Below are 12,706 nucleotides of genomic sequence, written 5' to 3' on the forward strand. Positions count from 1 at the left end.
TTATATCATATCATTTTATACTCTACCCAAAAAGAGTCTCTAGTAAAAAGATTCGGGGAAATCTCCCCGAATTTTTTTATTTTGATTATGCCAATACTTCCATTACACTGCGAACTGCTTCAGCTGACTTATCTAATGCAGCTTTTTCTTCACTTGTTAATTCAAGTTCAATAACCTTTTCAATTCCGTTTGCTCCAAGGATTGTTGGTACACCAAGGTAAATTCCTTCGTAACCATACTCTCCTTCAAGGTAAGCAATTGAAGGAAGAACGCGGCGCTGATCCTTAAGGATCGCTTCACACATCTCAACCAGGGATGCAGCCGGCGCATAGTATGCACTGCCATTTCCTAATAGGTTAACAATTTCTCCGCCGCCTTTGCGTGTACGCTCAACGATTGCATCAAGGCGATCCTTTGGAATTAAAGTTTCTAAAGGAATGCCCCCTGCATATGAATAGCGTACTAGAGGAACCATATCATCTCCATGTCCTCCAAGAACAAATCCGGTAATATCTTTTACTGACAGGTTTAGTTCCTGTGCAACAAATGTACGGAAACGGGCTGTATCAAGTACTCCTGATTGGCCAATTACACGGTTTTTAGGGAATCCTGATTCTTTAAATACTGTATAAGTCATAGCATCAACTGGGTTTGTTAGCACTACGATAAAGCTTTTTGGAGAATATTTAGCAATCTCCTGGGCTACACTTTTCATGATTTTTTGGTTTGTTTGAACAAGGTCGTCGCGGCTCATGCCTGGCTTGCGGGCAATACCTGCAGTGATCACAACGATGTCAGATTCCTTTGTGTCTTCATAGCTTGAAGTACCTGTGATGTTTGCATCGAAGCCTTGTACAGGGCTTGCTTCAAGCATATCAAGCGCTTTCCCTTTTGTAGGGTTTTCCATTTGCGGGATATCAACTAACACAACATCTCCAAGTTCTTTCTGGGCAAGCAAGAATGCAGTTGTTGCTCCAGTAAACCCACCACCAATTACAGAAATCTTTTTGCGTTTCAATGACATGAATAGTTCCCCCTTTAAGATTTAAAGAATCAGGATTAGCGTTAATTATGTAAGAGGCCGTTCTAAAAAGAACAGCCTTCTTATTGTAAAAATATAATTTTCCGCTTGTCGTTATTCCATGTTCTTGATTAATTCGTCACCGAACTCAGAGCATTTTACTTCAGTTGCTCCATCCATTAAGCGTGCAAAGTCATATGTTACAACTTTGGAAGCAATGGATTTTTCCATGGACTTAACGATCATGTTGGCAGCTTCATTCCAGCCTAAGTGTTCAAGCATTAACACACCGGAAAGAATGACTGAAGAAGGGTTAACCTTATCTTGGCCAGCATATTTTGGAGCTGTACCATGAGTTGCTTCAAAGATCGCATGTCCAGTTTCATAGTTGATGTTAGCGCCAGGAGCGATACCGATACCGCCAACCTGTGCTGCAAGTGCATCAGAAATATAATCGCCATTCAGGTTCATTGTAGCAACAACATCGAACTCTTTAGGGCGGGTAAGGATTTGCTGAAGGAAGATATCAGCGATTGCATCTTTAACGATGATTTTGCCTGCTGCTTCAGCGTCTGCTTGAGCGCTGTTAGCTGCTTCCACACCTTGCTCATCTTTAATGCGGTCATATTGAGCCCAAGTGAACACTTTATCGCCGTATTCTCTTTCAGCAAGCTCATATCCCCAGTTTTTAAAGGCGCCTTCAGTAAACTTCATGATATTGCCTTTATGTACAAGTGTTAAGGATTTGCGTCCTTCTTTAATTGCATACTCAATAGCAGCACGAACTAAACGGCTTGTTCCTTCCTCTGAAACAGGCTTGATGCCAATACCGGAAGTTTCTGGGAAACGGATTTTGTTAACACCCATTTCATCCTGAAGGAAAGAAATTAACTTTTTAACTTCGTCAGAACCCTTTGCATACTCAATACCAGCATAAATATCCTCCGTATTTTCACGGAAAATAACCATGTCAGTATCCTGCGGGCGTTTAACCGGAGAAGGAACACCTTCGAACCAGCGTACTGGGCGCAAGCATACAAATAGGTCAAGCTCTTGGCGAAGCGCTACGTTTAGGGAGCGGATTCCGCCGCCGATAGGAGTTGTTAAAGGTCCTTTAATAGCAATTAGATACTCATTAATTACATCCAGTGTTTCGGATGGAAGCCACTCGCCAGTCTGGTTAAAAGCTTTTTCTCCTGCTAAAACTTCTTTCCAAACAAGTTTGCGCTCACCTTTATATGCCTTTTCAACAGCGGCATCTAAAACTCTTGAAGCAGCAGCCCAAATATCTGGGCCTGTTCCGTCGCCCTCGATAAATGGAACGATTGGGTTGTTTGGTACATTTAGTACACCATTAGTAACTGTGATTTTTTCACCTTGCATTGTTTATACCCTCCATTTTGAAAAGTGCGAGCATCAGCCTTTTTATATCTTTTGGCGGCGATGCTGCAGCAGTATATCAGAATCAAAGGTTAGAAGGCATATGCCCCTAACCTTTCCCTGCTCTCTCTATTACAGCAATTTTTTGATAAAAAGTAAAATGCTGAGTGTTTTTTTGCTGGCTCTGTTAAATTTAGGTGCTGATTTTCGCTGCAGGCATTCAGCAACCCGCAGGCTTCCTGGAGCAGTCTCGGCTTTTTGGCCTGCGGGTGTCTCCCTGATTCGTTTTTCCCGCAGGACTTTGAATAAGCATCCGGAAATAAACACCGCATGAAGAAAATGCGAAAGCATGTTAGAAGTGCTCGCGCCCTCCGCTCCAATCAACACGTGCCAAATAGCTTTAATACAGCTTTTTATTTAATCTGCTTTTTAAACAGCCGATTATTAGCCTCTTTGCTCAACAGGCACATATTTTTGCATTCCAGGGCCTGTGTAATCAGCACGAGGACGGATTAGACGATTGTTTTCATACTGTTCAAGAATGTGTGCAAGCCATCCGGAAACGCGGCTTACTGCAAAAATCGGCGTGAACAGGTCATGGTCGATTCCCAGGCTGTGGTACACAGACGCAGAGTAGAAGTCAACATTTGGAGGAAGGTTTTTCTCTCCGGTAACGATGCCTTCGATCTGAGTTGACATTTGATACCAGTGAGGTTCGCCTGTAAGCTCAGTCAGCTTCTTGGACATTTCTCTTAAATGCTTGGCACGCGGGTCACCCAGGCGGTACACACGATGGCCGAAGCCCATGATTTTTTCTTTTTTATCAAGTTTTTCGCGAATGAATGGTTCCACATTTTCGAGAGTGCCAATTTCAGTAAGCATTTTCATTACTGCTTCATTGGCACCGCCATGCAATGGCCCTTTTAAAGCGCCTATTGCAGCAGTTACACCAGAATAGATGTCTGATAATGTCGCCACACAAACACGTGCAGTAAATGTTGAAGCATTTAGTTCATGGTCTGCATGAAGGACTAATGCTTTATTAAATGCTTCTACAGCAATATCTTCAGGCTCCTTGCCTGAAAGCATGTACAGGAAGTTTGCCGCAAATCCAAGGTCTGTTCTTGGCGCAACAGGCTCTAGCCCTTTTCTCACCCGTGCAAATGCCGTTACAATAGCAGGCATTTTAGCTTGCAGGCGAATTGCTTTTTTATAGTTAGCTTTCTCATCCATTTGGTCTGCTTCATCATCATAAAGTCCTAAAAGAGACACAGCCGAACGAAGAGCAGCCATTGGATGCACTTTGTCAATCGGATATGTTTTAAAATGGTTTAATACTTCCTCAGGAAGAGAATAGTTTTCAGCAAGCTGATTTTTCAATTCCTCCAATTGTGATTGAGTAGGAAGTTTTCTGTGCCATAAAAGGTAAATAACCTCTTCAAAACTTGCATTTTCAGCTAGATCGTCAATGTTGTAGCCCGCATAAGTTAATGTGTCGTCTATGATGGAACTAATAGACGAAGTAGTAGCAACTACCCCTTCAAGACCGCGTGTTACTGTCATACCGAATCTCTCCTTTACATAATAAAATTTCCCCATACCCATTTTTGTCTGTACATGTCGTAAGTAAGCCGAACCTGATTTTTCAACTTTTCAGAAAAGCTTCCTTGGCATGTTCAAATTGTCCGATTATTGCCGTCCCTTTTGAACATGATTTTATACAGGCTGCTTAACAGCCTTTGCAAGTCGACTTGGGTTAGCCGATCCACAGACCAAAATCATGAAAGGTGAAACTTCCATTTAGTGAGAGGCCACTCCCCGATATACGGAGAAGTAAACTTTCTTTTGGCATACTTTCCATCGAGCGGTTGCTCGGTTATGCTGCAAAAAAAAAGAAAATGCTTTCATTTTTTCTGTACTCGAAAAATATAAAGTATATTAATAATATTTTAGTAGAGCTTAACTGAATATAATAGGTACCGCGAAATAGGTTACGCTTACAAGTCCTATTATAAACAATTATCTGACTTTTGTGAACGGAAAGCACTCAAATTGTTAAAAAATATTATTTTTCAAAAAAAGTTATTTAAATAAATCAAATATTTTCATGGCTAAATATGCAATTCCTGCACCAATCAGAGGGCCGACTGCAACCCCTTTAAACAGCGATACAGCAAGAATGGTTCCAAGTACAAGAGCGGTTGTTATATGGGGATCTTCTGCGAGCAAAGTGATACCGCCTTTCGCCAGGAGTGCAACAGCCATACCTGAAATCAGGGCAATCCATGCAAAAGGTGATTTAAAGGCGCCGGTCAAATCACGGAACCCAATCTCTCCACTTGCAATTGGCGCCAGGACAGCAATTGTAATAATGGTCACACCCCAATTAATTCCTTTTGATTGCAAAAAAGAGAATGATTTTGAATCCAGGCCTGCAGCTTTTAGGACAATCAATACAAAGACCGCAACTATCAGTGATTGATTTTTAGCCACAACGCCTATAGCCAATAAAAGAAGCAAAAATATGAGTGATTGTGAAAACATTTATTTATTCACCTGCCAGCTCTCTATATTATCGTAACATAATTTTTTCAATTTTAATAATTTCTATGGTTTCTTGCCTATTTTATAAAAAATAGAATACTTATTCATAATAGGCCAAATAGTTCTTTCATCTTTAGAAGAGATAAATCTTTTTTCATTTTAAGCAAAAAGAAAAATGGTGTATGATGATATTAAATAAACAATTTGCATAAAAATGGAATTATTTTTTAGGCTTATCCTATTTGAACAAGGAGGCTATTTTTTGAACCCGGCATACATATATCGGACAGTACGATTTTTCTTTGTCATTGGATTTGTGATTTTAAGTTTATATGCTTTTTTCTATTTATCCAAAGTTACCTATCCTTTTTTGATCGGATTAGCCATTGCTTTTCTTATTAATCCGTTTGTTAATTTACTAGAAGCAAAATGGAAAATGCCGAGGGCCATTGCTGTACTAATAGCATTAATTCTTATCTTTGCCATTTTTGCCGGATTAATCACCCTGCTTGTGGCTGAAATTGTTTCAGGAGCGGATTATTTGGCAAGAGTTGTGCCAACACACCTTGAAACATTAATCGGCTTCATTGAACAGTTTTTTGCCGGGCAGATTATACCGCTTTACAACCAGCTTACCAGTTTATTTAATAATCTGGGCACCGGCCAGCAGGATACCATTTTAACGAATATAGAAAATGTGGGAAAGCAAATTGGCTCCACTCTCGGCGATTTTATCCAGGCATTTTTTGAAAAGATCCCAAATATCCTGTCCTGGTTCCCAAATGCGGCAACTGTCTTAATTTTCTCGCTGCTGGCCACTTTTTTTATAAGCAAGGATTGGCACAGGCTTTCAAGATTATTCAGCCGCATAATTCCCAGCAGGGCAAAAACCAGCGGAAGAACCGTTTTCGCTGACCTGCAAAAAGCACTTTTTGGATTTATAAAAGCGCAGGCTACTTTAGTGTCCATCACAACCGTTATTATATTGGCCGGCCTCCTGATTCTCCGTGTTAATTACGCGATCACCATAGCACTTGTTACAGGACTGGTGGACTTCATTCCTTATCTCGGCACAGGATTAATTTTTGTCCCCTGGATCATTTATGAGGCAATTGGCGGAGAAATGAGCAAAGCAATTGGCTTGGGGATCCTTTATGTAATCGTTCTGGTGCAGCGCCAAATTATGGAGCCAAAGATTCTTTCATCGAGCATTGGCCTTGATCCATTGGCCACCCTGATTGCCTTGTTTGTCGGCTTTAAATTGATCGGCTTCCTTGGATTAATTGTAGGCCCGGTTACACTTGTATTAATCACCACTCTCCATAAAGCAGGTGTATTCAGAGATATATGGATGTTTATAAAAGGGAATGAAAACGAATCATAAGGAAAAAGCCGCTCCCGATTAAAGGAGCGGCTTTCTCTTTATATATACAGCTTATTTTATCTAATGATAGTGATCGTGCCCTTTTCCATCCATTTTTTTATACCGGTAAGAAGGATTCGCTTATAAAGCCTCCTTGTCGGAGGAGCCAGAAGAGTAAAGCCAACTGCATCTGTTATGAAGCCGGGGGTAAGCAGCAAAGTTCCCCCTACAAGAATGCATACTCCATCAAGAATTGTGTCTCCGGGCATTTGTCCATATCGAAGCTGTTCCTGCATTTTTCTGATTGTTTCCAGGCCTTGCTTTTTAGCCAGATAAGCTCCTAGGATGCCTGTGAATATGATGATCGCCAGAGTAGGCCACAGACCGATTGTATTTCCCGATAATAGCAAAACCCCTATTTCAGCCGCTGGAACAATTATCAGCAACAAGAGAATGTAGCGCATGTAGCCACCTCTTTTAGTTTAAGACTTAAGTTTATTATACCAAATAATGAACGGCACCTATAACAATTTGTCCATCCTCTTTTTCATTGTATTCGCTTTTCAGAAGAAACATTCAAAAAAGGAAGGGTTAGCCCCTTCCTTTTTAAAGTGAAAACCTATAGTACACTGGCGTGTCCGTTATAGATAACACCACGCTGGGAGTCAACTGTCACTTCCTGTCCGTCTTTTAACAGGGTTGTCGCTCTTTCGACTCCTACAATGACTGGAATACCAATATTAAGCCCAACAACTGCTGCATGGCTTGTTAAGCCACCTTCTTCTGTAATAAGTGCGCTGCATTTTTCAATTGCCGGAACCATTTCACGGTCCGAACCGATGGTTACCAGGATAGATCCTTCCGTAACCTTCGCAAGTGCTTCCTCTGCATTTCTGGCAATAACAACTTTACCGAAAGCAGATTTGCGCCCAATGCCTTGTGCTTTTGCGAGGACATCGCCGACAACATGAATTTTCATCAGATTAGTCGTGCCAGCTTCACCAACAGGGACTCCTGCAGTAATGACCACCAAATCCCCAGAAGCAACAATTCCGCTGTTCAAGCTTTCTTCAACAGCAATATCAAGCATATCATCTGTTGTAGTCGCTCTTTGACCAATTTGAGGATACACGCCCCATGTTAGAGAAAGGCGGCGTGATACATGGTCATTGGATGTTACAGCTACAATTGGAGCTTTAGGACGGTATTTAGAAATCATTCTTGCTGTATGGCCACTCTCAGTCGGTGTAATAATTGCGTTTACATCCAAGTTTAAAGCCGTATGCGCAACCGATTGTCCAATGGCATCTGTAATATTATGCTCATTATCTTTGCTGCGGTTGGATAAAATTTCTTTGTGATCGAGTGCAGACTCTGCTCTGGATGCAATGTTGTGCATCGTCTGAACCGCTTCAACAGGGTATGATCCCGCAGCTGTTTCGCCTGATAGCATGATGGCATCCGTTCCATCAAAAATGGCATTCGCTACGTCACTGGCTTCTGCACGCGTAGGGCGCGGATTCCGCTGCATGGAATCCAGCATTTGTGTGGCAGTGATTACAGGTTTGCCCTGTGCATTGCACTTTTTAATTAATTTCTTTTGAACAAGAGGAACTTCCTCTGCAGGAATTTCAACACCAAGGTCACCGCGCGCCACCATCAGCCCATCTGAGATCTCCAGGATTTCGTCGATATTATCAACGCCTTCCTGGTTTTCAATCTTAGGAATAATGTTAATATGGGCCGCATTGTGCTCTTCAAGAAGCTGTCTGATTTCCAATACATCTGACGCCCTGCGGACAAATGATGCTGCAATAAAGTCTACTCCCTGTTCAATTCCAAACAGGATATCCTGCGCATCTTTTTCTGTTATTCCCGGCAGATTCACAGATACTCCAGGAACATTTACACCTTTTTTATTCTTCAATGTTCCGCTATTTAATATTTTTGTATGGATTTCACTATTTGCTTTATCTACCTTCGTAACTTCCAGGCCGATTAGCCCGTCATCAAGCAAAATTTTGCTTCCAGTATGAACATCTTCAATAAGGCCGGCATATGTAACAGAAAACTTCTCAGGCGTTCCCTCAACCTCATTCATGGAAATGATAATATCGTCCCCTGCTTTTAATTCAATCGCACCCTCACGCATATTGTTCGTACGTATTTCCGGGCCCTTTGTATCCAAAAGGATTGCTACCGTCTTACCAGTGCTTTTTGCTGCTTCACGAATATTTTGAATCCGCTGGCCATGTTCCTGGAAATCACCATGGGAAAAATTCAAACGGGCCACATTCATGCCTGCCTCGATCAGCTGTGTTAACTTTTCAACACTTTCACTGGCAGGGCCAATTGTACAAACGATTTTCGTTTTACGCATATAATTCTACCTCCTGAAATGAATGAAGCTTAGTTTTGCAGGCAGCTTGTAAGGCATGTCTGCTTGTTTAGTTTTATAATAACAAAAAAGTTAGATGGAAAGTTCTTTTGACAATTTATAAAGATCTAAATCAAGAGTATGCTCTCTATCTAGAATTTCAATAATATCATGGTCAACAAGCTTATTGTTTTCAATCCCGACTGCGCGTCCGCCTTTGCCTTCAATAAGCAATTCTACTGCACGCGCCCCTAGGCGGCTTGCGAGTACACGGTCAAAGGCTGTTGGTGATCCTCCACGCTGCATATGCCCTAGTACAGATACGCGAGTATCAAAGTCTGTTGTTTCCTTGATCTGCTTGGCAAAATCCACTCCGCTGCAAACACCTTCCGCAACCACAATGATACTGTGCTTCTTGCCGCGTTCATGCCCTTTTTTGAGGCGGTCAGCTATTTCGTCCATATTATAGCCTTCTTCAGGAATCAGGATGGTTTCGGCTCCTCCGGCTAATCCTGCCCAAAGAGCAATATCTCCCGCATCTCTTCCCATTACTTCAATAATAAACGTTCTTTCATGTGAAGTAGCTGTATCACGGATTTTGTCAATCGCATCAATAACCGTATTTAATGCGGTATCAAAGCCGATTGTGTACTGAGTTCCCGGAATGTCATTATCAATGGTTCCAGGGACGCCAACGCATGGAAAGCCTTGTTCAGTCAGCGCTCTTGCTCCGCGGTATGAACCATCTCCTCCAATGACTACCAGTCCATCGATGCCGTGCTTGTTCATTTGTTCAATGCCCTTTTGCTGGCCTTCTTTCGTTTTAAACTCTTCGCTTCTTGCAGAATGCAATACGGTTCCCCCGCGATGGATAATGTCGCCAACAGAACCAAGGTCAAGCTTTTTAATATTCCCGGTCATCAAACCTGAATACCCGCCATAAACGCCATATACTTCGATATTATGATAAATAGCTTTACGGACAACCGCACGAACAGCAGCGTTCATACCCGGCGAATCGCCACCGCTTGTTAATACTCCTATTCTTTTCACAATAACCACCCCAGATTAGTTTTTATATAAAGATGAAAAAGCGTGTTGTTTATAGCGGTGCTTTCACCAGCCTAAATATTTTTCTTTAAACATGACCGACCATAATTTGTATGTAATGATAGGCTCTTTATGTAAAGCCGCATGGATGCTTATCTTATTATGAACAAAACGCTTGTGAATATTTCTAAAATACCATGAAGAAGGACGCATCTCAACTTAATCAGACAATTTAAAACAAATACAGAATTGTCGGTGAAATGGAAGCGTTTTATATTGGAAAAGCAGTGATTTTTGTCACTACAACTGGGATCAAGCACATTCAAAAAATAAAAACGTGCCCGAAAGCACGTTTTTATTTTACCCCAATAAATTCCTTTAAAAACGAATATTCACCAATAGATTTGAACTTGTTGTACCTGTGGTCGACCAATTGTTCTTCCGACAAACTCATTAAATCCTTTAAAGAGTTATACAGAACAGATTCAATTTCTGCTGCCTGGGTTTTAACATCTTTATGGGCGCCGCCTTTTACCTCTTCAACTATCTGATCCACAACGCCAAGTTCTTTTAAATCCGGCGCTGTAATTCTCATCGATTCTGCTGCTTTTTTAGCCTGAGAAGCATCCTTCCAAAGAATGGCAGCAGCACCTTCAGGAGAGATTACAGAATAAGTGGAGTTTTCCAGCATATGAATATGGTTGCCCACACCCAGTGCCAGCGCACCGCCGCTTCCGCCTTCACCAATGACGATGCAAATGACAGGAACCTTTAAGCTGGCCATTTCAAATAGGTTTTTGGCGATCGCTTCGCTCTGTCCACGTTCCTCGGCAGCTTTGCCAGGATAAGCGCCTTTCGTATCAATAAAACAAATAATCGGCCTCCGGAACTTATCCGCCTGCTTCATAAGCCTTAACGCTTTCCGGTATCCTTCTGGATGAGGCATTCCAAAGTTTCTGCGAATATTCTCTTTCGTATCTTTTCCGCGCTGATGCCCGATAACTGTCACCGGAAGGCCTTTAAATTTCGCTATACCGCCGACAATCGCTTCATCATCCCCAAAAGCACGGTCACCGTGGCATTCGAAAAAGTCCTCAAAAAGATATGAGATATAGTCCAGTGTAGTTGGCCTTGCTGGATGGCGGGCAATTTGCACGCGATCCCAAGGTTTCATGTTTTCATATATGTCCGTTTCTAATTTTTCCAAGCGTGCTTCCAGCTTTTCTATCTCAGAGGATAGATCCACATCGGCCGTTTTCGTAAACTCTTTCAATTCTGCAATCTTTTTTTTCAGCTCCGTTACCGGACGCTCAAATTCTAATTCTCCTGCCATTGGAAGTCACCTCCTGGTTGGTGTATTGATAAAATCGTTGATATCTTTTCCTTTAATTCAGTTCTTGAAATGACTGCATCCAATTGGCCATGTTTCAATAAGAACTCAGCTGTCTGGAAATCCTCCGGCAATTCTTCCCGGATTGTTTGCTCAATGATTCGACGGCCGGCAAAACCGATCAAAGCACCTGGTTCAGCCAAATTATAATCTCCGAGGGAAGCAAAACTTGCTGACACGCCGCCTGTGGTCGGGTGAGTCATAATGGAAATAATAAGACCGCCATTATCACTGAACCTTTTTAAGGCTACACTCGTTTTGGCCATTTGCATGAGGCTGAGGACCCCTTCCTGCATCCTCGCCCCCCCTGAAGCAGTAAAAATAATAAAAGGAACAGCTAATTCATCAGCTTTTTCGATGGCACGGGTGATTTTCTCGCCGACTACAGATCCCATACTTCCCATCCTGAACGTAGAATCCATGACTGCCACTACTATTTTCTGACCATTAACAGTACCTGTTCCAGTGACAACCGCCTCATTTATTTTTGTTTTTTCCCGATCCTTCTCAAGTTTTTCAATATAGTCCGGGAAGTTCAGAGGGTTTTCAGAAATCATATTTGCATTAATTTCTTCAAAGCTATTGGAATCCAAAAAACTTGCCAATCGCTCTTTTGAGTTCATTGAGTGATGATAATGGCAGTGGAAACAAACCTTTAGGTTTTTGACAAGCTCCTTAGTATACATGATTTTTTTACAATTTGGACACTTTGTCATGATTCCTTCCGGCACATCCTGCTTTGCCGTTTCCGATGGAATGGTTGCATATTTCTTTTTCTTCGTCTTAGTAAAAATATCTTTAAGCAAGATGAAACCTCCCTGAATATTGCTGTTAGAAAAAATCCGTATTCTTTTCCATAATTTTCAACAGTGGTCAGACCACTAATTTAAAATGAATACCTATATAATAGGCTTTATATACTGCTTGTCTGATTCTTTTAATATAGATTATAGCAACTGTAAAATCTGCAAAAAATTGTCGTTAACCTTTCGACAATTTTCTTAAGTTTTTATATACACGAATAACCTCAGATTCATTCTTAGAAATTAATGTATCAATAAGCTCAGCGTACTCTGTTTTGGACACGATCATTTTCTTTAGATCTAAGGAATTATAATAATCTTTTAAAATCATCCATATCCGTAGAAAAAGATGATTATCTGCAAGGGTGACAACCTCCAAGAAAAACTCATCTTCTGTGTAATCTGCCTCCAGAGCCCAATTTTTGAACTTAAGGAGCTGGTCTTTCTCAGCCTTCTGGATGATTAGCCATAAACAATCCAGCTCAATCAGAAACTTTGTCTCTTTTACATCCCGAATTGCTTTTTGGTCCTGAAGAATAAATGTGCTGAGCAGCTGTACAAGCTGGTTTCCTCTGAAATCCCGGATAAAAGTACCCTCACCTCTCCTTGTTTCAATTAAACCAAGAAGTTCAAGGGCCCTTAAAGCTTCCCGAACGGAAGAGCGCCCAACACCCAGGCGCTCTGAAAGCTCTCGTTCGGAAGGCAATCTATCTCCAGGCTTTAGGCCATCATGCTCGATCATGGATCTAAGCTGTTTTACTATTTCGATATAGACCTT

At 41.5% G+C, this 12,706-nt stretch carries 11 protein-coding genes; 1 reads left to right on the plus strand and 10 read right to left on the minus strand.

Annotation, left to right across the window (positions count from 1 at the left end; translation table 11 throughout):
- Positions 1-85 precede the first annotated feature (85 nt).
- From mdh to DFO73_RS18865, 4 genes are all read right to left on the minus strand, one after another.
- Complete coding sequence (mdh, locus tag DFO73_RS18845; RefSeq protein WP_110066262.1) at positions 86-1,024, minus strand: malate dehydrogenase; 939 nt, start codon at positions 1,022-1,024, stop codon at positions 86-88.
- Positions 1,025-1,135: 111 nt separating this feature from the next.
- Positions 1,136-2,404, minus strand: coding sequence for an NADP-dependent isocitrate dehydrogenase (icd, locus tag DFO73_RS18850; RefSeq protein WP_110066263.1), 1,269 nt, complete (start codon positions 2,402-2,404; stop codon positions 1,136-1,138).
- Between the two features lie 441 nt (positions 2,405-2,845).
- A complete protein-coding gene (gene citZ / locus DFO73_RS18860) occupies positions 2,846-3,964 on the minus strand; it encodes a citrate synthase (protein WP_110066265.1) in 1,119 nt (372 codons plus the stop codon).
- A 519-nt stretch (positions 3,965-4,483) separates the two neighbouring features.
- Positions 4,484-4,945: a DUF441 domain-containing protein gene (locus DFO73_RS18865; RefSeq protein WP_110066266.1), complete on the minus strand. Its 462-nt coding sequence runs from the start codon at positions 4,943-4,945 to the stop codon at positions 4,484-4,486.
- 262 nt (positions 4,946-5,207) lie between these two features.
- On the opposite strand from DFO73_RS18865, the gene ytvI reads away from it, so the two are divergent.
- Entirely contained in the window at positions 5,208-6,329 is a 1,122-nt protein-coding gene (gene ytvI / locus DFO73_RS18870; RefSeq protein ID WP_110066267.1) for a sporulation integral membrane protein YtvI, read from the plus strand.
- 56 nt (positions 6,330-6,385) lie between these two features.
- Here the strand turns inward: ytvI and DFO73_RS18875 are convergent, their stop codons facing one another.
- The 6 genes from DFO73_RS18875 to DFO73_RS18900 all read right to left on the minus strand — a co-directional run bounded on the left by DFO73_RS18875 (position 6,386) and on the right by DFO73_RS18900 (position 12,670).
- Positions 6,386-6,772 (minus strand): FxsA family protein, encoded by a 387-nt coding sequence (locus DFO73_RS18875; RefSeq protein ID WP_110066268.1) that lies wholly within the window; start codon positions 6,770-6,772, stop codon positions 6,386-6,388.
- Positions 6,773-6,927: 155 nt separating this feature from the next.
- Positions 6,928-8,688 (minus strand): pyruvate kinase, encoded by a 1,761-nt coding sequence (gene pyk, locus DFO73_RS18880; protein ID WP_110066269.1) that lies wholly within the window; start codon positions 8,686-8,688, stop codon positions 6,928-6,930.
- A gap of 90 nt (positions 8,689-8,778) precedes the next feature.
- A complete protein-coding gene (gene pfkA / locus DFO73_RS18885) occupies positions 8,779-9,738 on the minus strand; it encodes a 6-phosphofructokinase (RefSeq protein ID WP_110066270.1) in 960 nt (319 codons plus the stop codon).
- Positions 9,739-10,090: 352 nt separating this feature from the next.
- Positions 10,091-11,068, minus strand: coding sequence for an acetyl-CoA carboxylase carboxyl transferase subunit alpha (gene accA / locus DFO73_RS18890; RefSeq protein ID WP_110066271.1), 978 nt, complete (start codon positions 11,066-11,068; stop codon positions 10,091-10,093).
- A complete protein-coding gene (gene accD / locus DFO73_RS18895) occupies positions 11,053-11,931 on the minus strand; it encodes an acetyl-CoA carboxylase, carboxyltransferase subunit beta (RefSeq protein WP_110066272.1) in 879 nt (292 codons plus the stop codon). The genes accA and accD overlap by 16 nt, the downstream gene beginning before the upstream one ends.
- Before the next feature lie 175 nt (positions 11,932-12,106).
- The gene (locus DFO73_RS18900) at positions 12,107-12,670 is read right to left on the minus strand and encodes a FadR/GntR family transcriptional regulator (protein WP_375137335.1); all 564 of its coding nucleotides are present in this window, start codon (positions 12,668-12,670) and stop codon (positions 12,107-12,109) included.
- Between the last annotated feature and the right edge of the window lie 36 nt (positions 12,671-12,706).

This window comes from Cytobacillus oceanisediminis (assembly GCF_003182355.1).
GTDB classification, from domain to species: domain Bacteria; phylum Bacillota; class Bacilli; order Bacillales; family Cytobacillaceae; genus Cytobacillus; species Cytobacillus oceanisediminis_A.